At 66.6% G+C, this 24242-nt stretch carries 23 protein-coding genes, 1 other RNA gene and 1 riboswitch; of the genes, 17 read left to right on the top strand and 7 right to left on the bottom strand.

Annotated features, from left to right (window positions below; translation table 11 throughout):
* Positions 1-130 precede the first annotated feature (130 nt).
* The 4 genes from EV669_RS08440 (at position 131) to EV669_RS08425 (ending at position 5531) form a co-directional block, all read left to right on the top strand.
* On the top strand, positions 131-2098 hold the full coding sequence (locus tag EV669_RS08440; RefSeq protein ID WP_055433395.1) for a PhoX family protein: 1968 nt from the start codon (positions 131-133) through the stop codon (positions 2096-2098).
* Between the two features lie 298 nt (positions 2099-2396).
* Positions 2397-3158 carry a class I SAM-dependent methyltransferase gene (locus EV669_RS08435; protein ID WP_132098395.1) on the top strand — a complete coding sequence of 254 codons (762 nt, stop codon included), beginning with the start codon at positions 2397-2399 and terminating at the stop codon, positions 3156-3158.
* Between the two features lie 195 nt (positions 3159-3353).
* Positions 3354-4319, top strand: a complete 966-nt coding sequence (gene speB / locus EV669_RS08430; RefSeq protein ID WP_132098394.1) for an agmatinase — start codon at positions 3354-3356, stop codon at positions 4317-4319.
* Between the two features lie 75 nt (positions 4320-4394).
* Positions 4395-5531: a hypothetical protein gene (locus EV669_RS08425; RefSeq protein ID WP_132098393.1), complete on the top strand. Its 1137-nt coding sequence runs from the start codon at positions 4395-4397 to the stop codon at positions 5529-5531.
* 36 nt (positions 5532-5567) lie between these two features.
* Here EV669_RS08425 and EV669_RS08420 read toward each other — a convergent pair whose 3' ends face one another.
* The 5 genes from EV669_RS08420 to cobT form a co-directional block, all read right to left on the bottom strand.
* Entirely contained in the window at positions 5568-8216 is a 2649-nt protein-coding gene (locus EV669_RS08420; protein ID WP_132098392.1) for a diguanylate cyclase, read from the bottom strand.
* Positions 8217-8296: 80 nt separating this feature from the next.
* A complete protein-coding gene (locus tag EV669_RS08415; RefSeq protein WP_132098391.1) occupies positions 8297-8731 on the bottom strand; it encodes a GNAT family N-acetyltransferase in 435 nt (144 codons plus the stop codon).
* Positions 8732-8778: 47 nt separating this feature from the next.
* Complete coding sequence (gene cobS, locus EV669_RS08410; protein ID WP_132098390.1) at positions 8779-9522, bottom strand: adenosylcobinamide-GDP ribazoletransferase; 744 nt, start codon at positions 9520-9522, stop codon at positions 8779-8781.
* A complete protein-coding gene (locus EV669_RS08405) occupies positions 9510-10118 on the bottom strand; it encodes a histidine phosphatase family protein (RefSeq protein WP_318271380.1) in 609 nt (202 codons plus the stop codon). The genes cobS and EV669_RS08405 overlap by 13 nt, the downstream gene beginning before the upstream one ends.
* Positions 10115-11167, bottom strand: coding sequence for a nicotinate-nucleotide--dimethylbenzimidazole phosphoribosyltransferase (cobT, locus tag EV669_RS08400; protein WP_132098389.1), 1053 nt, complete (start codon positions 11165-11167; stop codon positions 10115-10117). The genes EV669_RS08405 and cobT overlap by 4 nt, the downstream gene beginning before the upstream one ends.
* 89 nt (positions 11168-11256) lie before the next feature.
* A riboswitch (cobalamin riboswitch) is annotated at positions 11257-11453 on the top strand.
* Between the two features lie 137 nt (positions 11454-11590).
* On the opposite strand from cobT, the gene EV669_RS08395 reads away from it, so the two are divergent.
* The 13 genes from EV669_RS08395 to EV669_RS08335 all read left to right on the top strand — a co-directional run bounded on the left by EV669_RS08395 (position 11591) and on the right by EV669_RS08335 (position 22533).
* A complete protein-coding gene (locus EV669_RS08395; RefSeq protein WP_132098388.1) occupies positions 11591-13606 on the top strand; it encodes a TonB-dependent receptor in 2016 nt (671 codons plus the stop codon).
* 2 nt (positions 13607-13608) lie between these two features.
* Positions 13609-14127, top strand: a complete 519-nt coding sequence (gene cobU, locus EV669_RS08390) for a bifunctional adenosylcobinamide kinase/adenosylcobinamide-phosphate guanylyltransferase (RefSeq protein ID WP_054286646.1) — start codon at positions 13609-13611, stop codon at positions 14125-14127.
* Complete coding sequence (locus tag EV669_RS08385; protein WP_132098387.1) at positions 14124-14981, top strand: cobalamin-binding protein; 858 nt, start codon at positions 14124-14126, stop codon at positions 14979-14981. The genes cobU and EV669_RS08385 overlap by 4 nt, the downstream gene beginning before the upstream one ends.
* 22 nt (positions 14982-15003) lie before the next feature.
* Positions 15004-15213: a hypothetical protein gene (locus EV669_RS08380; protein ID WP_054286644.1), complete on the top strand. Its 210-nt coding sequence runs from the start codon at positions 15004-15006 to the stop codon at positions 15211-15213.
* A complete protein-coding gene (locus tag EV669_RS08375) occupies positions 15206-15523 on the top strand; it encodes a cell division protein ZapA (protein WP_054286643.1) in 318 nt (105 codons plus the stop codon). Before EV669_RS08380 ends, EV669_RS08375 begins: the two co-directional genes overlap by 8 nt.
* Positions 15524-15541: 18 nt before the next feature.
* Positions 15542-15721: non-coding RNA, 6S RNA (ssrS, locus tag EV669_RS08370), on the top strand.
* Between the two features lie 19 nt (positions 15722-15740).
* Complete coding sequence (locus EV669_RS08365) at positions 15741-16376, top strand: 5-formyltetrahydrofolate cyclo-ligase (protein WP_132098386.1); 636 nt, start codon at positions 15741-15743, stop codon at positions 16374-16376.
* Positions 16377-16444: 68 nt separating this feature from the next.
* The gene (locus EV669_RS08360; protein ID WP_318271379.1) at positions 16445-16888 is read left to right on the top strand and encodes an EVE domain-containing protein; all 444 of its coding nucleotides are present in this window, start codon (positions 16445-16447) and stop codon (positions 16886-16888) included.
* Positions 16888-17727 (top strand): sulfite exporter TauE/SafE family protein, encoded by an 840-nt coding sequence (locus EV669_RS08355; protein WP_132098384.1) that lies wholly within the window; start codon positions 16888-16890, stop codon positions 17725-17727. Before EV669_RS08360 ends, EV669_RS08355 begins: the two co-directional genes overlap by 1 nt.
* 103 nt (positions 17728-17830) lie before the next feature.
* Positions 17831-20446 carry a leucine--tRNA ligase gene (gene leuS / locus EV669_RS08350; RefSeq protein ID WP_132098383.1) on the top strand — a complete coding sequence of 872 codons (2616 nt, stop codon included), beginning with the start codon at positions 17831-17833 and terminating at the stop codon, positions 20444-20446.
* A 54-nt stretch (positions 20447-20500) separates the two neighbouring features.
* On the top strand, positions 20501-21043 hold the full coding sequence (locus EV669_RS08345; protein WP_054286640.1) for an LPS-assembly lipoprotein LptE: 543 nt from the start codon (positions 20501-20503) through the stop codon (positions 21041-21043).
* The gene (gene holA, locus EV669_RS08340; RefSeq protein ID WP_132098382.1) at positions 21024-22028 is read left to right on the top strand and encodes a DNA polymerase III subunit delta; all 1005 of its coding nucleotides are present in this window, start codon (positions 21024-21026) and stop codon (positions 22026-22028) included. The genes EV669_RS08345 and holA overlap by 20 nt, the downstream gene beginning before the upstream one ends.
* Before the next feature lie 202 nt (positions 22029-22230).
* On the top strand, positions 22231-22533 hold the full coding sequence (locus EV669_RS08335) for a hypothetical protein (protein ID WP_235445629.1): 303 nt from the start codon (positions 22231-22233) through the stop codon (positions 22531-22533).
* A 325-nt stretch (positions 22534-22858) separates the two neighbouring features.
* Here the strand turns inward: EV669_RS08335 and EV669_RS08330 are convergent, their stop codons facing one another.
* Together EV669_RS08330 and rlmH are read right to left on the bottom strand one after the other, a co-directional pair.
* Positions 22859-23602, bottom strand: a complete 744-nt coding sequence (locus EV669_RS08330; protein ID WP_055433384.1) for a lytic transglycosylase domain-containing protein — start codon at positions 23600-23602, stop codon at positions 22859-22861.
* 80 nt (positions 23603-23682) lie between these two features.
* Complete coding sequence (gene rlmH, locus EV669_RS08325) at positions 23683-24153, bottom strand: 23S rRNA (pseudouridine(1915)-N(3))-methyltransferase RlmH (protein ID WP_132098381.1); 471 nt, start codon at positions 24151-24153, stop codon at positions 23683-23685.
* Positions 24154-24242 lie beyond the last annotated feature (89 nt).

Raw genomic sequence — 24242 nt, 5'->3', positions numbered from 1 at the left:
TCTCAGGCGGCCCTTGTCCTTCCTTCTCGATGACCTGTCATACAACGGTCATTTCGCTTTGATCTGTCTGTCATCTTGCTGCCTTATGGTTTGCGGGTTTTCAAAACCACACTCGCTTGCCGGAGAAACCATGAGTCAGAAGAGCCAGCTGTTCAAACACCACGGGGTTGAGGAGGTGACCAACCCGTCCGCCAACCCCGCCCTGTCCGATGTGCTCGATGCCCGCTTCTCGCGCCGTACCCTGCTCAAGGGCAGCTCGGCCGCGGCGCTGGCCGGTGCCTTCTCCGGCACCTTCGCCACCTTGGCCGAAGCTGCCAGCGTGCCTTTCAACCGCAAGATGCCGGTGCTGGGCTTCAAGCCGGTGGGCTTCTCCACCGAAGACCGCGTGATCGTGCCCGAAGGCTATGTGGCCGAGGTGCTGTATGCCTGGGGCGACCCGGTAGGCATCCCGGGCCGCATGCCGGCCTTCCGCCAGGATGCCTCCAATACAGCCGACGAGCAGGCCGTTCAGGCCGGTATGCACCATGACGGGATGGCCTACTTCCCCCTGCCCCTGGGCGCCACCGGCTCCAAGCACGGCCTGCTGGCGGTCAACCATGAATACACCGACGACGGCCTGCTGCATGTGGGGGGGATGAACAACTGGAACGCCGATAAGGTGAAGAAGGCCCAGGCTGCCGTGGGCGTGTCGGTGATCGAGGTGGAGGCTACCGGCAAAGGAGGTTGGCGTGTGGTGCGGCCGTCGAAATACGCCCGACGCATCCATGCCAACACCCCCATTGCTATCCAAGGTCCGGCCCGTGGTCATGCGCTGATGAAGACCGAGGCCGACCCGCAGGGTGTGGAAGTGCTGGGCACGCTGCAGAACTGTGCCAACGGTCAGACGCCCTGGGGAACCTACCTCACCTGTGAGGAAAACTGGGATGGGGTGTTCATCAATGACTCGGGCGCGCTCTCCGACCTGGAGAAGCGCTACGGCATTTCGGCCAAGGATGCCGGCTACAAGTGGGCCTGGGAGGACTTCCGTTTCGACCTGCAGCTCAACCCCAACGAAGCCAACCGCTTTGGCTGGGTGGTGGAGATCGACCCCTTCGATCCCAAGTCCAAGCCGGCAAAGCGCACCGCACTGGGCCGTTTCAAGCACGAGGGCGCTACCGTCACCATCGCACCGTCGGGCCATGCCGTGGTCTACATGGGTGATGACCAGCGGTTCGAGTACATCTACAAGTTCGTGTCCAAGAACACTTACAACCCCAAGAACCGCAAGGCCAATATGAGCCTGCTGGACGAAGGCACGCTGTATGTGGCCCGCTTCGATGCGGACGGCAGCGGGCGCTGGCTGCCGCTGGTGCACGGCCAGAACGGCCTGACCGCCGACAAGGGCTTTGCCGATCAGGGCGACGTGGTCATCAAGGCACGCCTGGCCGCTGATGTGCTGGGCGCCACCAAGATGGACCGCCCCGAGTGGATTGCGGTGCATCCGCACAAGCCGGGCGAGGTGTACTGCACCCTCACCAACAACTCCGAGCGCGGCAAGGAAGGCAAGCCCGGCCCGGACGCCGCCAACCCGCGCCCCAATAACCTGTTCGGCCACATCATCCGCTGGAACGAAAACGGCGCAGACCCGGCAGCCAGCGGCTTCAAGTGGGACATTTTCGTCCTGGCCGGCCGCCCCGATGCCGAAAAGGCCGAGCACAAGGGCAACATCAAGGGCGACGCCTTTGGTAGCCAGGACGGGCTCAAGTTCGACAACAACGGCGTGCTCTGGGTGCAGACCGACGTGTCCACCTCGACGGTGAACATGAAGGAATACAAAGGCATGGGCAACAACCAGATGCTGGCGGTGATCCCCGAAACCGGCGAGTTCCGCCGCTTCCTTACCGGCCCGAACGGCTGCGAGATCACCGGCATCGCCTTCACTCCCGACAACAGGACCATGTTCATCAACATCCAGCATCCGGGTGAACCGTCCGATGAGCGCTCCGATCCGTCCAAGCCGACAGCAATCTCGCGCTGGCCGGATGGCCCGGCTGCCGGTCGCCCGCGCTCGGGCACCGTGGTCATCCACAAGCTCGACGGCGGCGTGATCGGCAGCTGAGCCAGCTGCCCCGCCTTTTTGACGCCCGTCCGGCGCCGCCGGCGGGCGTTGTTGCGTCCGCCGCCGCCAGCGGGACGCACCGTGGAGTCCGGCGACGGCAGGCCGTCCTGCTGCACCCGGCATGCAGGCGAGGGCAGGGCCACAGCGCCCGATCGCTCCGTCCTTGTGCCGGGGCGCGGCCGGCAGACTCAATGGCGTCGGAGGTGGAAAATCCTGTACGGAACACCTGCCGCGATCTGCTGCCAAACCCGGAAGGGTCGTCTACCCTGTAGCGACCATCCACCGTGGAGGCGCAAGCATGAGCCAGGGATCGTTCAAGGATTACTTCTCGGTACAGGCGGCCGACTACGCCCGCTACCGGCCCCGCTACCCGGATGCCCTGTTCGCCCGGTTGGCCGAAGCGGCCCCGGGGCGGGCGCTGGCGCTGGACGTGGCTACAGGCAGCGGCCAGGCTGCCGTAGCGCTGGCCAGCCATTTCGACAATGTGGTGGCCACCGACGCCAGTGTGGCCCAGCTGGAGCACGCGGATGCACACCCCCGGGTGCGCTACTGCTGCGAACCGGCAGAGCATACCCACCTGGCCGACGGTACCGTCGACCTCATCACCGTGGCGCAGGCGCTGCACTGGTTCGACCTGCCACGCTTCTGGGAGGAGGCCACACGGGTGCTGCGTCCCGGGGGTGTAATCGCGGTGTGGTGCTATCCGCACTTTTCCACCGAGGGCCCGCTCGATACGGAACTGGAAGCCATTTACCGTGAAGACACCGGCCCCTGGTGGCCGCCCGAACGCGCCCAGGTGGAAGCCGGTTACGACGGGCTGGACTGGCCCTTCGAGGACATTGCCCTGCCGGACTGGGCGCTCACTGCCGACTGGACGCTTGAGGAGCTCTGGGGGTACCTGCATACCTGGTCTGCTACACAGCGCGCCATCGAAGCCACCGGCAAAGACCCGATCCGGCCACGCTGGGAGGCGGTGGAGGCCGCATGGGGGCAGGCGACGCGCCGCCGTTTCGTCTGGCCACTGAAGCTCCGGGCGGGCAGGCGGACGGCCACGTCTTGAAACGGCTTGAAGCATCCCCACGTTCCGGGCACACTGCTGCTTCCTGCGCGCCAAGGGGCGCGACAGCCTCAACCCGTCGGCTGTGAAAGATGGACGGGAATCGTCGGCCGCACCGGCTTTTCCCTGTCCCCGCCTGCCCGGTGCCGGCGTGGTCCGGGTATCGGTCGGCCGGCGTGTTCGGCAGGTAGAGTCTCCATGTCCGATACCATCCTGGGCGACGGCGCCATCCGCCGTACCTCGCTGTACGGTTCTTCCATCGAAAACACCTATGCCGGCGTGCTGTCCTTCATGCGCCGCAATTACAGCCGTGATCTGGCCGGTACCGACGTGGTCATCTCCGGCGTACCGCTGGACCTGGCCACCACCTTCCGGCCGGGCGCGCGTCTCGGTCCGGCGGCGATCCGCGCGGCCAGCGTGCAGCTGGCCGAGCTCAAGCCCTTTCCCTGGGGCTTCGATCCGTTCGAGGACCTGGCAGTCATTGATTACGGCGACTGCTGGTTCGATGCGCACAACCCGCTGACGATCAAGCCCACCATCATCGAACACGCCCGCACCATCCTGGCGTCGGGCGCCAAGATGCTGACCTTCGGCGGCGATCATTTCATCACCTATCCGCTGCTGATCGCACATGCCGAAAAGTACGGACAGCCACTGGCCCTGCTGCATTTTGATGCCCACTGCGACACCTGGCCCGATGACAGCCCGGATTCGCTCAACCATGGCACCATGTTCTACAAAGCGGTTAAGGAGGGGCTGATCGATCCGGCCCGCTCGGTACAGGTAGGCATCCGCACCTGGAACGACGACTTCATGGGCATGAACGTGCTCGATGCGCCGTGGGTGCACGAGAACGGAACCGATGCCACGCTGGCGCGCATCAAGTCGGTGATCGGCGATCATCCGGTCTACGTCACCTTCGACATCGACTGTCTGGATCCGGCCTTCGCGCCGGGGACCGGCACGCCGGTGCCTGGCGGCCTGACCACCGCGCAGGCGCTCAAGATCGTGCGTAATCTGGGCGACCTCAACATCGTGGGCATGGACGTGGTCGAGGTTTCCCCGGCCTACGACCAAAGCGAGGTTACGGCCTTGGCAGCCGCACACATCGCCTGCGATATGCTGTGCATGATGCGCAACAAGAAGCTGGCCGGCACGCTCTGAAAGCGTTGGCCGAAGCCTGATCCAGCGCCGTGCCTCCACCGGGGGGCCGGCGCTTTTCTTTACCGGAAGGACAGCATGAATCGACACACCCGTTGGGGGTTCTGGATGCTGGTGTGGCTTTGGGCGGCCTGTGCGCAGGCCGTGGGCCAGACCTATCAGGGACGGATCGGCACGCAGCCGGTGGTGATGGAGCTGGCGATCGGGAAGGACGGACAGGTGCAAGGCCGCTACTTCTATCGCAAATACCACGCGGACATTGCCCTGTCCGGACAGCGCACGCAGGATGGACGGCTGCAGCTGGGCGAGAACCTGCCCTACGACCGCAGCCGCACCGACTTCACGCTGCAGGCCCAAGGCCAGGGCTGGCAGGGGCAGTGGAAGGGTCCGAAGGCACGGACCGCACTGCCCGTGGTGCTGGTGCCGCTGGAGGTGTCCGCCCTGCGGCCATTCGACCCGCTGGTGGGTGCCTGGAAGCAGCAGGACCCGTATACCTACGCCCGCCTCTCCGGGCTGGTGCTGCGGCCGGGGGGGCGGCAGTCCTTCGCCGGGCACTCGCTGCGGTGGATGGAGGAACCGGTCAGCGGCGTACGCATGTTCCGTGTCGAGACCGGTCTCTCGGAGGACGTACAGGCCCGGCTCAACCGGCTTTTGGCCGAGCGACAGTGGCAGGAAGTACAAGCGGCCTTTGACTGCCGTGGCGGTGCGGCGCGCTATGGCGGCGGTGAGTTTGAACAGACGGTGACGCCCGGTTTCCTCAATGCCCGTCTGCTCAGCGTCAGCATCTTCACCAGCTACGATTGCGGCGGGGCCCATCCGGACTTCGGCGACAGGCCACTCAATCTGGACCTTGCCAGCGGGCGCGAGCTGCAGCTGGAAGACCTACTGTGGCTGGGCAAGGGCACGCCACGGCTGCCTCGCAAGCCGGACGGCAGCCGGCCGGAGTACCGCTACGAAACCGAGACGCTGGCCCCTTGGCTGGTTCGCACGATGCAGCGCCTTCATCCACACCAGATGAAGGCCGAGCCCGAGGGCTGTGACTATACCGATCCGGGCGTGTGGCAGTTCGTCAGCTGGTATTTCACGCCCAAGGGCTTGTATGTGGGCCCGTCCTTTGCCCGTGTGGCGCGCGCCTGCGAATACCCCGACTGGAGCTGGCTGCCCTGGTCGGTGGTGAAACAGCATCCTGGTAGCCTGGCCACCGCCCTGCCCTGAGCGGGACGGCAGTTTTCGGCCAACCTTGGTGTGGCCTCAAAGCGGGGCTCGCGGTGCCGATGCCTCCACACGGTTGCGGCCACCGCTTTTGGCGCGGTAGAGCGCGTGGTCGGCACGGGCCAGTACGGTGTCGATGGCCGGGTCCCCGTTTTCCAGGGCGCTGCAGCCGAAGCTGGCCGTCAGCGTGATCGGCCCGGTGGGCAGGATGACCGGTGTTACCGCAATGCGCCCGCGCAGGCGTTCTGCAAACTGAAGGGCGCCCGACTCGCTGGCGTGCGCCAAGAACACCGCGAACTCCTCACCCCCCAGCCGGCCGGCAAAGTCCTCGGCACGCAGCGCATCCTGCATTACCTGCGCGACGTGTTGCAGCCCCCGATCGCCCACCGCGTGGCCGAAGGTGTCGTTGATGCGCTTGAAGTGGTCCAGGTCCACCATCACCAACGCGCCACCGAGGGTGGGATGGCGGCGGGTGCGCGCCAGCTCGGCATTGGCTCGTTCGTAGAAGCTGCGTCGGTTCTGCAGCCCGGTCAGCGTATCGGTCGTGGCCAGCTGGTGCAGTGCCTCCTCGGCTTCCTTGCGGGCGGTGATATCGGTGATGTAGCCATGCCAGAGCACGCTGCCGTCCGCCTCCCGCTCCGGCTTGGCGTGACCGAGCACCCAGCGCACTACTCCGTCCGGATGACAGACGCGGTACTCCTGCTGCCACATCTCCATCGTGCGCGCCGAAATCGCGATCGAACGCATCACGGCGTCGACGTCCGCCGGATGCAACACGTCGAAGATGGGCGACGCGTCCTCGCGCACCTGCTCGGGGGCGAGGCCATAGACTTCTGCCAGGCCCGGGCTGGCGTAGGGAAAGCTGCTGCGGCCATCCGGGTGCAGCCGGTACTGATACACCACGCCTGGCACCTGTGAAGTGAGCTTTTCCAGCCGGTTCTGCAGCGCCACGCGTTCGGCCTCGTCCGACTTGCGGGCCGTGATGTCGAGTGCCGTGCCGAGCGCGCGCAGCGGTGCACCGGTGGCAGGGTCGCGCAGGATCTGGCCGCGTACCTGGATCCACACCCAGTCGCCATCGGCCCGCGCCAGACGGTATTCCGCCTCGTAGCGACTGTCGCTGCCCGCGAAATGGGCCTGGATGCTGGCCTCCATCGCCTCGCGGTCGGCCGGATGCAGCAGGTTCTTCCATGCGGTCACGTCGGTGATGCGATGATTGAGCGGCCGCCCCAGGATCAGGCTCCAGCGTCCGTCATAGGCAATACAGCCCGAAGGGATGTCCCAGTCCCACAGCGCCAGCGAGCCGCCCTCCAGCGCCAGCGTCAGACGCTCCTCGCTTTCGGCCAACCTCGCCTGTGCTTCGTGTTGGGCCGTGACGTTGTTGAGCGCCAGCACGAGGCCCAGCCGCGGATCGGGCGCACAAGCCACGCTCAGCGACAGCCAGCGGGCGGGTCGTTCCGGTTCAGCTGGCTGGTGCAGCAAGATGCCATGCAGCCGCTGGCCGGCGCCCAGCGTGAGCCAGCGAGCGATCTCGGTCAGGCGATGCACACCGTCGGTGCTGGCCATCAGCGGTCCGCACACTTCGGCCAGGGTCCGGCCCGCCAGAGTGTCGGCCAACAGCAGCCGGTGTGCCGTGGCGTTGGCCTCCATGATGCGTCCGGATGGGTCCACCATCAGTACACCGGCCGGGACGATGTCGTATATCGTCTGCAGCAGGTGCTGCTGCCGTACCTGGCGCATCAGCAGCCAGTTCACCAGCGCGCCGAAGCTGAGGAACACCAGCGTGCCCCACAGCCCGCGCCAGCGAGCGGAGTGGATCTGCGCCTCCACCGGGCGCAGCACATCCTCGCGGTCCAGACCCACGATCGCCACCAAGGGCAGACCCGGCACGCGTTGCCAGCCGTTGATGCGCAGGATGCCATCGGCGATCGAGGTGGCAGCGTACAGGCCGGAAGCCTCACGGCGCTGACGCAGGAAGGGGCGATCGGGCGGCACCTTGCGCCCCAGCACCGGGTTGTTGCCGGGCGATTGGGCCAGATAGGTGCCATCCTCGCGCAGCAGCGAGATCATGTCGTGCGGACCCGCCTGAATCTGACCGAACAGCCGGCTGATGTAGTCGGGGCTGACAGAGGCCACCAGTACGCCGCGGAACACGCCGTCCTGCAGCACAGGACGGGAGAACTGCAGGCTCCAGCGGTGCGATACCCGACCCAGCACCGGGGCACTGATGTACAGACGGGGCGTGCCGCCCTTCAGGTGGGCACGGAAGTGTGGCCGGTCGGCAATCGATACCCGGGGCGCATGGCCCAGGCTGGAGTAGATGATCCGGCCGCTGGCATCGGCCAGCGCCAGCTGCAGGAAGGTACCGTCCGGATAGGCTTGCATCACGGTGGCCACGCTTTCGTCGAGCCGGGCCGTGCCGCCATCGTTATAGCTGGCGATCAGGCTCTGCAGCACGAAGTCCAGGCCTTGGGCCATCGTGTTGACCTGGACAGCAACCGCGCTTGCAGTATGGGTGGCACGTGCCGCCGCCTTGTCCAGGGCGTTCTGGCGCAAGGTGTGGTGGGCCAGCTCGAGCGATCCCCAGTAGAGGGCGAGCAGGACGAGGAGCAGTGCGGGGAAGGCCAGCCATCGGGCAAGGTGCAGCCTGCCGCGCCACGCAGGAGCGGGAGAGGGCGGCACCGTGTTCATGCGGTCAGCTTCATGGGCAGGGGTTGAAAGACAATGAAGCAACCATTATCCGGTGCAAAAACCGGACAAACCTTGATCTATTACGGATGTGGCCGGTATTGGACGTGCGGCCGTGCCAGGCGCATGAAGCGCTCTGGCGCCTCCAGCGGGGCGAAGCCCAGCGTTCGGTAGAAGGGCCGGGCCTCGCGCGAGACCAGCAGGAAGTGCCGCAGGTCCTGCAGGTCCGGATGGGCCAGCACCGCCGCCATCAGCCCGCGTCCCACCCCTCGGCCGCGCCAGCCGGGCAGCACGAACACATCGGAGAGATAGGCAAAGGTGGCGCGGTCGGTGATGACGCGCGCGAACCCTACCTGCTCCGGGCCGGCATAGGCACCAAACGGCAGGGAGTGTTCCAGGGCACGGCAGATGCGTCCGGCTGACTCGCCCCGGGCCCAGGCGGATTCCTGCTGCAGGAAGCGCACGATGGCCGCGATGTCCAGCCGGGCCGGGTCACAGGAGTATTCGATGGCAGCCATGGCATACCCTTGAGCAGGAGCAAGGGCGGCAGGCTAGCAGCAGCGTGTCACGCCAGTATGACAGCCAGGCGCGGCCCCAGCAGCGCCAGCAGCAGCAGGATGGTTTCGGACACTTCAATGCCCGCTCCGAGGCAGTCACCGGTCATGCCGCCAAGGCGACGGTAGAGATAAAGCCCCCAGCCCGCCAGTACCAGCGGAGCCGTCAGCAAAACGGGGGCAGCCCAGGCAGACGCTGCGGCCAGCCCCACGACAGCCGCCCAGAAGGTGGGCCAGTGCGTGCGCCACGCAAAGCGCTCGCCACTGCCGGGTGCCAGCGGGGGCAAGCAGGCCGACCAGGCCACGGCACCCAGCCGCGCCCAGGCGGGCACCAGGATCAGCACCGCTACGTTGGCCGAAGGCTGCTGCGCCAGCCCGTGCAGCAGGACGAGCTTGGACAGCAGGGCCAAGCCCAGCGCCAGCACGCCGAAACTGCCGACATGGGGGTCCTTGAGCACGGCGAGGAAGCGGTTGCGGTCGCGGTGGGCCGCACCCAGGGCATCGGCCAGGTCGGCCAGGCCGTCCAGGTGCAGCCCACCGGTGACCCACACCCACAGCACCAGGGCGAGCAGGGCGGCCAGCCATGCATCCACCAGGCTGCCCGCCAGCCATCCTGCGGCCACCACCCCGCCCACCAATAGCCCGACCGGCGCGAACCAGCGTGCGCTGTCGGCGAGCCAAGCCGGATCGAAAGTCTTCAGTTGCGGCGTGGGCAGACGGGTGAGGAACTGGATGGCCAGAATCAGGCTGCGCATGGGCCTTCCAGGCGGGTAAGGTAGGCGGGATGACCGGAGAGGATGGACAGCTGGGCATAGCCGCCCCGCGGCACGTTGATCAGCCGGGCACTCTCCAGTGAGAGATCGAGAAGTTCGGCCAGCAGGACCCCGATGACGCCGCCGTGGGTGACCAGCACCCGATGGCTGCCCCGTGCGCTGCACATCCAGGCGGTAAAGCCCGCCAGCACACGGGTGCGAAACGCCTCCACCGTCTCGGCCCCCGACACTGTCAGCGTGCCTTCGGCCAGACGACGGCTCCAGTCCGGGGTCTCCTCCGCCAGCTTGGACAGCGGGCGGCCGTCCCAAGGGCCGAAGTCCAGTTCCGCGAAGCGCTCCTCCACGACGAGCGGCACCGCTGCCGTCACCGCCTGCGCCACCGAAAACGTACGGCAACGCGCCAGCGGGGAAGTGGCCATCGCGGTGACCGGGGCAATCCGTGTCAGTTGCTGCCAGCTTTCCTGCATCTGCAGAAGCCCGGTGTCGGTCAGGGGCAAGTCGCGCCTGCCGACCAGGGTGCCGCCATGGTCGATCTCGCCATGGCGCAGCAGGGTCAGCGTGTACGGGTGCATGTTCATGCGTCGCGCCCGGACACCCCGGCCTCGTCGAAGGTGGCCATCTGATCGTGCAACGTCAGCGCCAGACGGATCAACGGCAGGCACACTGCTGCGCCGGTGCCCTCACCCAGTCGCAGGCCCAGCCCTACCAGCGGGTCCAGCCCCAGGGCCCACAGCGCGGTGCCGTGTCCGGCCTCGTCCGAACGATGGCTGGCCAGCAGCCACGGCGCCACGGCTGCATCGATCGCCACAGCTGCCAGGGCTGCGGCCGTGGCGATGAAGCCGTCCACCAACAAGGGCACGCCCGATGCCGCACCTTCGAGATAGAAACCAGCCATGGCTGCGATCTCCAGCCCCCCCAGCTCGGCCAGTACGTCCAGAGGTCTGGGCTGGCGACGTTGGCCGAAGCGGGCCAGCGCGTCTGCCACCACCCGTCGCTTGTGAGCCAGCGTGCTGTCGTCCACCCCGGTGCCGCGTCCTACGGCCACTTCGGGCAGCGCACCGGTCAGGGCACACAGCAGGGCGGCGGAGGGGGTAGTGTTGCCGATACCCATCTCGCCGGCAATCAGCAGCGTGGCGCCGGCCTCCACCGCCCGGCGGGCCGCAGCCTGGCCGACGGCGAGGGCGGCCGCGCACTCGGCAGGCGTCATCGCTGCCGCGCGCCGCAGGTTGCCGCTGCCACGGCGGACCTTGGCATGGACGATTGGTAGTGCAGAAAGGTCGGCATCCACCCCCACGTCCACCACTTCCAGCCGCGCCTGCTCGGCACGGGCCAGCACGCAGATGGCGGCACCACCGGCCACGAAGTTCTTTACCATCTCCGCAGTGACGGCCGAGGGGTAGGCCGATACGCCTTCCGCCGTTACGCCGTGGTCGGCGGCAAACACGGTGATGGCTGCCTGGGGCGGTTGTGGCCGTTCACGCCGCTGAAAGCCGGCAAAGCGGCAGGCCAGGTCTTCAAGTCGGCCGAGGCTGCCGGCCGGCTTGGTCAGGCGCGCCTGGCGTGCGCGGGCAGCCGTTTGGCTTTCTTCGCACGGTGGCGCAATGGGGGAGGGGGTCCAGGTTTTCATCGTCCGCACGTTAAGCCTGCCGCGCGCCGAATGCAACGCCCGTGGCGGCGCAGCTCTGAAAAAGCCGGCCCTTTTGCACGGGCCGCGGCTATAATTCCGGTCCAGCAGGTGCCCGCCATGGCGGGTGAAACGGGAAGCCGGTGCAAGACCGGCGCTGCCCCCGCAACGGTAAGGCCTGGCACGCAGGTGCCCAGGGACGCTCGAAAATGCCACTGCCCCGATGTCGGGCGGGAAGGCGCGTACCCGCAAGGCCGAGCCCGGAGACCGGCCTGCGCACGGCTGCTGCCCGGAAGGCAGGGCCGCCAGGAGCATCGCGGGGAGGCGATCATCCGGAAGCCGCGCTGCCCATTCTGTGTCCGCGCCGCGCGCCCGGCGTCCTGTCCCGCACTCCTGTCAAGCCAGACATCATCAGGGAGTGTTTTCATGTCCTCGCATTGCCTCAGGACGACTGTTGCCGTCGTTGCTGCCACTTTTTGCGGCCCAGTACTGGCCGCCGCCTTGCCCGTCTTTCAGGGCGAACCGGTGGAAGTATCCGCCACCCGTGTTCCCGTTGCCGTCTCCGCGCTGCCCGCCAGCGTGACCGTGATCGACCGTGCCGCCATCGAAGCGAGCCCGGCCCGCACGTTGGCCGAACTGCTGTCGCTGCAGGCTGGCGCGCATGTGCGTACCGGTGCCTCGCCGCATGCCGTGGTGGATCTGCGCGGCTTCGGCATGGCGGCCTCCAGCAACACGCTGATCCTGGTCGACGGAGTGCGTCTGACCACTAACGACCTGGCTGCTCCGCGGCTGGATACCGTGTCGCTGCCCCAGGTAGAGCGTATCGAGATCCTGCGCGGCAGTGGTGCCGTGCAGTACGGCAGTGGCACCACCGGCGGCGTGATCAATATCGTTACCCGCAAGGCTGCGGCCGGCGTGCACGGCAACCTGCTGGCCGAGGCCGGCAGCGACGACCGGCGCCGTGGCGCCGCCCGGCTGACGGTAGCCGGCCCCGTGGCCGACATCGCGCTCTACGCCGACGGCATCCGCGACGATCACACCCGCCGCAACGCCAGCGAGACCACCGACCTGCTCGGAATGGTGGCTGGATGGAACTATTCCACCGGCCGTCTGGCGCTGACGCTGGAACAGAACAGTCAGCGCCTCGGTCTGCCCGGGCCGCGCCGCGTCAACCCGGGGACCGGGCTGGACGAGTACGGCCGTGATCCCTCCGGCAGCCGCACCCCGGCCGACTACGCCGACAGCGATACCACCCGCAGTCAGCTGCACTGGCAGCAGGCCTTGGGCGAGGCCATGCTGTACGTGGATGTGGCACGCCGCGACAAGGACAGCTTTGCCTTCTTCGGCGATTACGATTACGGCGGTGCCTACAACAGCACCGATCGGCGCAGCCTGAAGGAGCAGTCGGTCGCACCGCGCGTCCGCCTGCCGTTCACTCTTGCCGGGCAGGCCCAGACGCTGGTGGTGGGCGGTGAGTGGCTGCGGGGTGAGGTCAACAACAGTGAGGCCGGTTTCGAGGCCCCGCGCCGCAGCCGCCAGACGCAACAGGCGATGTTCCTGGAGCAGTCGGGCGTCCTGGGCCCCTATGCCACCCAGTACACCTTGGGCGTGCGTCGTCAGAAGAGCGAGGACAGCATCCACTTCAGCGATGCTACCCCCGGGCTATCGCAGGCGCATACCCTGTCGGCCTGGCAGGCCGGCCTGCGGCAGAACCTGGGCGGGGCAGCGGTCTACGCCAAGGTTGGCCGAAGCTTCCGCCTGGCCAATGCCGACGAGCTCGTGGCCACCGGTAACCGGCTGCTCGCGCCCCAGACCTCGCGTGACACCGAGGTGGGTGTGGAGTGGCAGGATGCCACCCGCTACGCACGCCTGGCGCTTTACCAGAGCGACCTGAAGAACGAGATCCACTATTCGCCCTACGACCCCTACGCCTGCGCTTGGGGCACCTGCAATGGCTACAACCGCAACCTCGACCCCACCCGCCGGCGCGGGGTGGAGCTGGAGGGCCGCTGGGCCGTCTCCGACAGCGTGCGCCTGACTGGTCAGTACACCTATCAGGACGCCACCTTCCGCGAAGGCCAAGCCGGTACTGTGCCGCTGTCGGGCCGTACCGTGCCCATGGTGCCGTCGCATCTGGCCAGCCTCGGGCTCTCTTGGCAGGCGACCCCGCGCAGCCTGCTGGCCGCCGACCTGCAGTATGTAGGCGAGCAGTTCATGGACAACGACCAGGGCAATACCCTGGGGCGCAAGTTGGACGACCACACCGTGCTCAACCTGAAATACCGCTATCAGATGCGCGACATCACGGTGGAGACCGGTGTGAGCAATGTGCTGGACGAGCAGTACGCCAGCTATGGCATCCGCAGCATCTACGGCTCCAATTACAACCTCTATCCTGCTGAGCGCCGCACCTGGTACCTGCGCACGCAGTACAGCTTCTGAGCATGCTGCACCTGATAACGGGCGGGGCACGCTCGGGCAAGAGCGCCCTGGCCGAGACCTTGGCTGGCCGCCATGGCGGGCCGGTCAGCTGTCTGGTTACGGCCGATGTGCGCGATACCGAGTTCGCCGCCCGTGTAGCGGCACACCGCGCCCGCCGGCCTGCGGGCTGGCAGGTGGTCGAGACGGGACAAGGCTTGGCCGAAGCCCTGTCGCAGCACGCCCGTCCCGACGGCGTGCTGCTGGTGGACTGCCTGGGTATGTGGCTGATGCGCTTCCTCGACGACGTGTCCGGCTTCGACAGCGAGGCCTACGCGTGGGCCCGCGCCGCCCTGCTGGCCACGCTGGTGCGCCTGCCGGGCACGGTGCTCGTGGTCACCAACGAGATCGGCTGGGGGGTGGTGCCCTTGGGTGCCGCCAGCCGTCTTTTTGTCGACGAACTGGGTCGGCTCAACCAGGCCGTGGCCGCCCTGGCTGACCGTGCGACACTGGTCACCTGCGGTTTGCCCCTGGAGCTGAAATGAGGTCCCTGTTGTTGCTGTTGTCGCTAGCCTGCCTGCCAGCCCTGGCGCTGGATGCCGTGGACGGCACCGGCAGGCGTCTCGCGCTCGCGCGCCCCGCCAGTCGCATCGTTTCCCTCGCCCCGCACGCAACCGAACTGCTGTTCGCGGCCGGGGCAGGGCCCCGGGTGGTGGGCGTGGTCGACTACAGCAACTGGCCCCCCGCCGCGCAGCGCCTGCCCAAGGTGGGTGGCCTGAGCGGCATCAGCCTGGAAGCGGTGCTGCGGCTGCGCCCCGATCTGGTGGTGGTTTGGCGTGACGGTACCTCGCCCCGCGATATCGCCCGGCTGGAAGATCTGGGCATTCCAGTGTTTATCAGCCATCCGCTGGCCTTGCCGGACGTCGCGCGCGAACTGGTCGCCCTGGGCACGCTCGCCGGTAGTGCCCCCCAGGCGGAGGTGGCTGCGCGCCAGTACCGCGAACGGCTGACGGCGCTGGAGCGCACCTACGCGCACCGGCGGCCGGTGCGGGTGTTCTTCCAGATCGGCGAAGCGCCTCTCTTTACTGTTAGCGACCAGAGCTTCGTCGGCTCGCTGATCCGACTGTGCGGCGGCATCAACGTCTTTGGCCGGCTGTCCCTGCCTGCCCCCCAGGTCAGCCTGGAGGCCGTGGTGGCGGCACGCCCCGAGGTGATCGTTGCCACCGATCCGGCCCCGCTACGGCGCTGGGATGCCTGGCCCGCTGTAGCGCGCGGACAACGGTTCGTGGTGGCCGCCGACCCCGTCAGCCGCCCAGGTCCCCGGCTGGCTGAAGGGGCGGCCGAGCTCTGCCGGCGCATTGATGCGGTGCGGTCCCGCCCGGGTTTGACGCCGCCCTGATGGCTTGGCTATCCTCGCGCCCATGGAACACGAACTCGAATATCTGGAAACACGGGTGCAGGCGCTGATCGCGCGCATTGCCGAACTCGAAACCCAGAACGGCCGTTTTGCCGAGGCGCTCGCCCGCGCGCTCAAGGACAATGCCGAACTGCAGTTCCGTCTGGAGGACACGCGTCGCCGTGTGGCCGGCCTGATCGAACGGCTGCCGGCTGCGGAGGAAACCCATGAGTGATACCGTGCAGGTTGAAGTTTCGCTGCTGGGTCGCCATTTCACCATTGCCACCCCCCCCAGCGAACGCGAGACTCTCGAAGAAGCCGTTCGCCTTCTGGGCGAGAAAATTGCTACCATACAATCACATGGTCGCATCGTGGATGCAGACAAGATCGCGATCATGGCTGCGCTGAACATTGCCCATGATTTGCTTAAAACAAACCTAGGCGAAGGCTTGGAAATGGCCCAGTTTCAGCGTAAGATTCGTTCCATGGCCGATGCAGCCGACGCTGCGCTCGGCACGGTCCGCCCGGTCTCCGGGCAGGCCTGAACCGCGGGTTTCGTTTAAATCCCCCTGCGGTGTACGTGATGGCACATAATTCCTTTGAACCAATGCGTTCGCTTGGTTGCTAGCATCTGCTGCGCAGGTGCGTCGCGTCCTCCGGGATGCGCCCGAAGCGCGAGGCCGGCGACCCCCTGGAAACAGGGTTCAAGCGGATTACGCCAGAACGACACTCGCGGGGGGATCCCCATTCCTCCCTGCGGTCATGCACGACACCTCTCCCCCCCCTGACAAAGCCAGCCTGCGCCGGACGCTGCGCCGCCGACGCATGGCGCTCACGGCTGCCGAACGCCGCCGCGCCGCATTGGCCGTCGCCCGCCACGCCCGTCGTTTCATCGGTCGCGGCCGACGGCTGGGCGCGTACCTGGCGTGCGGTTCGGAACTTGATCTGGAGCCGCTGATGAGCGAGGCACTCTTTCGAGGGGCGCGACTGTTCCTGCCGGTGATCCCGGCACGTGGCCGACGACTGTGGTTCTCCGCGCTGGGCGCGCAGGACCGCTGGTACCTGCATCCCCGCTACCGCATTCCCGAGTACGATGGCCCGCGCCGGCGCGCTGAGCGTCTGGACGTGCTGTTCGTGCCGCTTTTGGGCGTGGACGCGTCCGGCTACCGTATGGGACAGGGTGGCGGCTTCTACGACGCGACGCTGGCTTACCTGGCCCGCCGGCGCCATTTCCGCAAGCCCCTGCTCGTGGGGGTGGCCTACGACTGCCAGCGGGTGTCCGTCCTCCCGCGTGAACCTTGGGACATCCGCCTTGACTACCTTGTCACCGAGTCCGGCTGCTGGCGGTTCGGCCGACCTTTGCCTGCCGTAGCGCCGGTGTCCGCCCCGATTGCATAAAGCCGCCTGGCCGGCCACAATCGGCAGCTCCCTTTTTCTTTCCGGGCCGAGCCGTGCGCTACTGGCTGATGAAATCCGAACCCGACGACCTCTCCATCGACGACCTGGCTGCCGCGCCGGCGCAGGCTTTCGAATGGACCGGCGTGCGCAACTATCAGGCACGCAACTATATGCGCGACCTCATGCAACCGGGTGACCGGCTGCTGTTCTGGCACTCCTCCTGCCCGCGCCCGGGCATTGCAGGGTTGGCCGAAATCGTGGCTGCGGCCGGGCCGGACAGCAGCCAGTTCGACCCCGGCAGCCCCTACTTCGACCCCCGTTCCGACCCATCCAGTCCCCGCTGGTTGAGCGTGTCGGTACGTTTCGTGGCGCGCACGCCGCTGGTGTCGCCGGCCGAGCTGCGCCGGCATCCTGCCCTGGCCGACATGGTGGTGCTGCGCCGTGGCAACCGGCTGTCCGTCATGCCGGTGACGGCGCAGGAATGGAACTACCTCATGGAAGAAGTGCTGTGATGGCCTTGCACGAGCTGTTCGGCCTGCTGCCCGCTCCCGGCCTGCTGCTGGCCCTCGTCTGCGCCGGCGTGGTGGCCGGCTTCCTGGCCGGCCTTCTGGGCGTGGGAGGCGGGCTCGTCATCGTGCCGGCGCTGGTGTGGGTGCTGGAAGCGGCCGCGCCCGGCGGTGCCCATGTTCAGCATCTGGCGGTGGGTACGTCGCTGGCGGTGATGGTGTTCACCAGCTTTTCCAGCGTGCTGGCACACCACCGGAAGGGTGCGGTGGACTGGAGCATCGTGCGGCGGATGGTGCCGGCCATGGTGATCGGCACTTTCGCAGGCGCCCAGATCGCCGGCAGCATCCCCAGCCAAGCCCTCAAGTGGTTCTTTGTCGCGTACGCCTACGTGATCGCTGCCCAGATGTACTTCAACCTCAAGCCGGCGGCCAGTCGCACCATGCCCGGCGCGGCTGGCACTTTTGCGGCCGGCGGGGTGATCGGCGTGGTGTCGAGCTTTGTCGGCATCGGCGGGGGCTCGATGAGCGTGCCCTTCATGACCTGGTGCAATGTGCCCATCCACCGGGCCATTGCCACCAGCGCTGCGCTGGGCTGGCCGATCGCGGTGTCGGGCGCGCTGGGCTATCTGGTCAGTGGCCGCGCCGCCGCCGGCCTGCCGTGGGGCTCGGTGGGCTTCGTCTACTTGCCGGCCATGGTGGTACTGCTGGCGGTGACGGTATGCTTCGCGCCGCTGGGCGCGCGGATGGCCCATCGCCTGCCGGTGGCCCGGCTCAAGCGGGTGTTTGCCCTCCTCATGGTAGTGATGGCTTCGGAAATGCTCTGGTCGCTGCTCCGAGCCGGATGATGCCGGGCGCTACCCTGGCGCCCCTTATCGGCCCGGCCTGCTCGCGGCTATAATGGCCCGACCGAATTCCCCGCTTTTCAAGCCTTTTCACAAAAAGATCACCATGCAAGAACATTACAGCCCGCGCGAAATCGAGTCGGTCGCGCAACAGAAATGGGAACAGACTGCCGCCTTCCGTGCCGTGGAGGATGCCAGCCGTCCCAAGTACTACGCCCTGTCGATGTTTCCCTATCCTTCGGGCAAGCTGCACATGGGCCACGTGCGCAACTACACCATCACCGACGCGCTGGCGCGCTACATGCGCCTGCAGGGCTACAACGTGCTGCAGCCGATGGGCTGGGATGCCTTCGGCCTGCCGGCGGAAAACGCTGCACTGAAGAACGGTGGCGCACCGGCGGCCTGGACCTATGCCAACATCGATACCATGCGCGGCCAACTCAAGAGCCTGGGGTTCGCCATCGACTGGGCGCGTGAACTGGCCACCTGCAAGCCGGACTATTACCGCTGGGAGCAGTGGCTGTTCACCCGTCTTTTCGAGAAAGGCGTGATCTACAAGAAGAACGGCGTGGTGAACTGGGATCCGGTGGACCAGACCGTGCTGGCCAACGAGCAGGTGATCGACGGTCGTGGCTGGCGCTCGGGTGCGCTGGTGGAGAAGCGCGAGATCCCGATGTATTACTTCGGCATCACCCAGTACGCCGAGGAGCTGCTCAATGATCTGGACAAGCTGGATGGCTGGCCGGAGCAGGTCAAGACGATGCAGCGCAACTGGATCGGCAAGAGCTACGGCGCCGACGTGGTGTTCGCCTACGATGCCGACAGCATCGGTCACGGAGGCGAGCTGAAGGTCTATACCACCCGCCCCGACACCCTGATGGGCGCCACCTACGTGGCAGTGGCCGCAGAGCATCCGCTGGCCACACAGGCCGCTTCGGCCAACCCTGAACTGGCCGCGTTCGTCGCCGAGTGCAAGAAGGGCGGCGTGTCCGAGGCCGACATCGCCACGCAGGAGAAGCGGGGCATGCCGACCGGCCTGTTCGTGATCCACCCGCTCACAGGCAAAAAACTGCCGGTGTGGGTCGCCAACTACGTGCTGTGGGGCTATGGCGAGGGCGCGGTGATGGCCGTGCCGGCGCACGACGAGCGTGATTTCGAGTTCGCCAACAAGTACGGGCTGCCGATCACGCAGGTGTATGCCCCCCTTGAGGGCGAGGCGCGCTTCGATGCCACCACCTGGCAGGACTGGTATGCCGCCAAGGACGGCCTCAAGACCGTCAACAGCGGCAAGTACGACGGCAAGACGTTTGCCGAAGCCTTTGAAGCCATCGTCGGCGATCTGGAGGCCAAACAGGCCGGCCAGAAGAAGACCCAATACCGCCTGCGTGACTGGGGCATCAGCCGCCAGCGCTACTGGGGCTGCCCGATCCCCATCATCCACTGTCCGTGCTGCGGTGACGTGCCGGTGCCCGAGAAGGACCTGCCGGTGGTGCTGCCCGAGAACGTGATTCCGGACGGCGCCGGCAGCCCGCTGGCCAAGATGCCGGAGTTCTACGAGACCACCTGCCCCAAGTGCGGCGGCGCAGCCCGGCGCGAGACCGACACCATGGACACCTTCGTGGAGTCGAGCTGGTACTACGCCCGCTACGCCAGCCCCGGCTGCACCACCGGCATGGTGGACAAGCAGGCGGCCGATTACTGGCTGCAGGTGGATCAGTACGTGGGTGGCATCGAACACGCCATTCTGCACCTGCTGTACGCGCGTTTCTTCCACAAGCTGATGCGTGATGAAGGGCTGGTGTCGTCGGACGAGCCGTTCAAGAGCCTGCTGACGCAGGGCATGGTGGTGTGCGAGACCTTCTACCGCGACCTACCCAACGGCAGCAAGGACTGGATCGCCCCGCAGGACGTGGTGCTGGAACGCGACGGCAAAGGCAAGATCGTGGCAGCCACACACCGCGTGGACGGTCAGCCGGTGGCGATCGGTGGCATCGAGAAGATGTCCAAGTCCAAGAACAACGGCGTTGATCCGTCCGAATTCATCGAAAAATACGGTGCCGACACCGCGCGTCTGTTCATGATGTTCGCCGCCCCGCCCGAGCAGAGCCTGGAGTGGTCGGACGCCGGGGTGGAGGGTGCCTTCCGCTTCCTCAAGCGGCTGTGGAAGGTGGTGCGGGAACATGCCGAGGGCGGCGTGGTGGCGGCCTACAGCGGGGGTGAGCTGGATGCCGGCCTCAAGGCACTGCGCCACAAGCTGCACGGCACCATCCAGAAGGTGGCAGACGATTACGGCCGTCGCCAGCAGTTCAACACCGCCATCGCGGCAGTGATGGAACTGCTCAACACCTACGACAAGACCGACCGCAGCGCTGCAGTCGGTCGCAGCGTGGCGCAGGAAGTGCTGGAGGCAGTGGTCATCGTGCTCTCCCCGATCGTGCCGCACATCGCCGATGCGCTGTGGGCTGCCCTGCGTCCGGGCACCGAGCTGCTGGAACAGGGTTGGCCGAAGGTGGATGAGGCTGCGCTGGTCAAGAGCGAGGTGGAGCTGATGGTGCAGGTGAACGGCAAGCTGCGCGGCAGCGTGACCGTGCCGGCGGATGCCCCACAAGACGTTATCCAGGGGGCTGCCCTCGCGCACGAGAATGTACTGAAGTTCATGGAAGGCAAGCCGGCGCGCAAGGTGATCGTGGTGCCGGGGCGTCTCGTCAATATCGTGGTATAAGCCGCAGTGCGGCCCGGGCCGGGGCAACCCGGCCTTTTTTTCAGGAGACGACGCATGACCCGTCTGATGCAGTGGACCTTCGCCGTATTGGTGATGGTCGGCCTCTCGGCCTGCGGCTTCCATCTTCGGGGCCTGTCGGGCCCGGCCCGGCCGCTGCCATTCACCGCACTGTTCGTATCGCTGGAGAATGTGACGCTGGGCGATGCCCTGCTCACTACTCTGCGCCGTGACGAACGCGTGCAGCTCTGGCCGCAGGCCAAGGGCGCCGAGGCAGTGCTGCGGGTGTACGGCGAGGCCAGTGCCCGGGACATCCTCACCATCAACCGCGGCGGCAAGGTCAACGAATACCAGCTGACCTACCGTGTCAGCGCCGAGCTGCTCAAGAACGGCGAACGCTACGGTGCGCCAATGACCATCGTCGTCCGCCGTGAAATGGGCTACTCCGACAAGGATATCTTGGGTAAGGAGCAAGAAGAGGCGATGCTGTGGAACGACATGCGCCGCGACGCCGCCGAGCAGATCGTCACCCGGCTGTCCTTCCTTCGTCCTGACATGCCGCAGCCGGTCGGGACCGCGCATGCCACAAGCCAGCCCTGAGGCGCTGCCGGGGCTGCTGGCTAGAGGGCTGGCCCCGCTTTACCTGATCCACGGGGAGGAGGCGCTGCTGGCGCTGGAGGCGGCGGATGCCATTCGTGAGGCTGCCCGCCAGGCGGGGTATGCCGAACGTGAGGTGTTGACCGCCGAGGGTGACTTCGACTGGTCGCAGCTTGCAGGTGCAGCGGACAGCCTGTCGCTCTTTGCCAGCCTGCGCCTTCTCGAAGTGCGCATTCCCTCAGGCAAGCCCGGCGCCGAAGGCAGTGAGGCACTGGTGCGCCTGGTCGCGCATCCGCCCGCCGACACGGTGACGCTGGTCACCCTGCCCAAGCTGGAACGCACCCAGCTCTCCAGCAAGTGGTTCACCGCGCTCGAGAAGGGGGCGGTGGTGGTGGAAGCACGTCCCGTCAGCCGCACCGACCTGCCTGCCTGGGTGGCGCGGCGACTGGCGGCTCAGAAGCAGTCCATGACCCCGGAGGCGCTTGCTTTTTTCGTCGACCGGGTCGAGGGCAACCTCCTGGCAGCACGTCAGGAGATCGACAAACTGGGCCTGCTGCATCCGCCTGGCGAGCTGAGCCTGACCACCTTGGCCGAAGCAGTGGCCGATGTGGCACGCTTCGATGTCTTCCAGCTCTCGGAAGCCTGGCTCGCCGGTGACGTACCGCGCACGGTGCGCATGATCGACGGCCTGGCCGCTGAAGGAGAGGCGCCGGTACTGGTGCTGTGGGCGTTGACCGAGGAAGTGCGCACGCTGATCCGTCTGCGCCAAGGGCGCAAGGCGGGCCGTACGGTGCGCGAAATGGCGCGCGAACTCAAGCTGTGGGGGGAGAAGCAGCGCCTGGCCGAGCCAGCGCTGGCGCGGTTGGGCCCCCGGGCCCTGATGGAAGCATGGGCGGAGTGCGCACGCATCGACCGCATCATCAAGGGCATTGAGCCGGGCGAGGCCTGGTTTGCACTGCGCGCCCTGGGCGTGCGCCTGGCAAGCTGACGTCGGCCTGCGGGCCCTGCCATTTACTGCCAGCCACGAAATCCTTCGTGGCTTTTTCTTTCTTTTTTCAGATCGGGCACGGTAATTGCTCATTTATGCGTGCACACACGCCATCGCGTGCCGCTCGTCTGGCTCTGAAATTACACAAATGCTCCCACAGGCATTAGGAAGAAAGGTTGGTAAGAGTATGCAGTCCGCCTCGATGACTCTCCCCGTTGTACAGGCTTTCAACCCCATCTGCGTGGCAGAAGGCCGTACCCGCAGCAAGATCGTGCTCGTAGAGCTGGTCCATCAGGCGCTGGACGTACTGCTGCTGGCGGAAGACTCGCGTCTCGTTCACTGGGATGGTCGCATTCTGCGCCTGCACAAGCTCACTTCGCGCAAGGCTCGGCAAATTTTACAATCTCCTGAAGACTTCCCCGGCTTTCTCGGGGTGTTCAATCACAAGGCCATGTACCGCGACATCGCGGAACCGCTAGGCGACCTGCTAGGCGTTCGCCTCTAAGATCATGATTCTGCTGGCGAAAACCGCTGTCCTGCCTGAGGGCGGGACAGCGGGGTACGCCCGCGGAAGGGGCCGGTAAGGTTTACCGGTGGTAGGGTTGGCCGAAGCGTTGCCTAAGCCATTGCCCGCTTTACCCCTCCCGATTTGACTGTGGATGCGCCCCCAGCCGATTTCCCCCGGCTGGGGGTTTTCCTTGTGTGCAGGGCCGAAATGGTGCTGTCCTGGCACGCAAGCGTCTGTTTAAAAAGGGAAAAATAATGTAAACGGGCGCCTCCGACTAGGGAGGGCGCCCGTTTTCGTGCGCAGGAGCCAAACAGCTCGCCGCTTAGAGTGCGTCCGGGGAAATGGTAAAACTTACACGTCCGCCCGGCTTCTTGCGGCCCACTGTTTTCTCGAGCCCGGAAGCGCCGGGGCCGGCATAGGGTTGACCATACGAAGCCATCACCTTGGCGACGTAATCGCGCGTCTCGCGGTAAGGGGGGAGCGTTTTGCCATATTTCTGGACCGCGCCTTCGCCCGCGTTGTAAGCCGCGAGCACCCGCGGCAGGTCATTGCCGAACTGTGACAGCAGGAAGCGCAGGTAGCGCGCGCCAGCCTTGAGGTTCTGGCGTGGATCGTTGAGGTTGGTGACACCGAAGCGCTCGGCCGTGGCCGGCATCACCTGCATCAGCCCCACCGCGCCCTTGGGCGAGAGGGCCTGGGCGTTGTAGCCGGATTCGACGTTGACGATGGCATGCAGCAGGTCTTCGTCCAGCTTGTGCTCGCGGGCGGTCTGGGCGATCAGCCGGGAAAAGCTGGCCTTCAGGCGAGGGTTGGCCGAAGGCGCCCTGATGGCGGCAGCCAGGCCCCGGCCGGCCACGGCCTTGCCCTCGGGACGGTTCAGGGTGTTGAGTTCCAGGGGCGCGGCGGCGGGGCCATTCCCTTTCCTGAAGAGCTGGTAGCGGCTGTCCACCTGATGATCGGCCAGAAACACATGGCCGTCTTCGTCCACAAAGCCGTACAGATCGGCCAAGGCCATCGGGCTGAATGCCAGACCGGCCAGTAGGGCAAGCAGGAAACGTGGTTTCATGGGCAGAGGGGGTTCCGGTTGGGAGAGCTCTCTAGCTGCGGGCGAAGGACTGGCTTTCAACCCGGGCCGGCCGCGCCCCGTCACTCGCGGTGGTAGGGGTGGTTGTGCAGAATGGACTGCGCGCGGTAGAGCTGCTCGGTCAGAAGAACACGGACCATGCCGTGCGGCAGGGTCAGCGCCGAGAGTTGCAATAGAACGTCGGCACGGGCCTTGAGTTCCGCAGAGAGCCCATCGGCACCCCCGATGACGAAGCACAGATCGTCACCGGCGGCCTGCCAGCCCTTCATTGCCTCGGCCAGCTGCAGTGTGGTCCAGTTGCGGCCGCGCTCGTCCAGCACCACCAGCCGGGCGCGTTGGGGCAAGGCCGCCACCAGACGCGTGTGCTCGGCGGCAATGCCCTTTTCCGCGGTCACGCCGCCGCCGCGCTTCTCGGGCTTGATCTCTTTCAGCTCGAAGCTGATGTCGCGGCCGAAACGCTTGGCGTAGTCCCGGTAGGCTTCATCCACCCAGCGCGGCATCTTGGTGCCAACAGCCAGTACGGTAATCTTCATCGGTGAGACGGTGTGATCCGCAGCGCCCCGCTGGGCGATGGCCACAGAAGGGCAAGTGCAACGGAAGGGTCGGACAGCGTGCCCGACCC

This window comes from Gulbenkiania mobilis (genome assembly GCA_004346645.1).
In the GTDB taxonomy this organism is placed as follows: Bacteria; Pseudomonadota; Gammaproteobacteria; order Burkholderiales; family Chromobacteriaceae; genus Gulbenkiania; species Gulbenkiania mobilis.
This window is presented reverse-complemented; position numbering and strand designations above follow the sequence as displayed.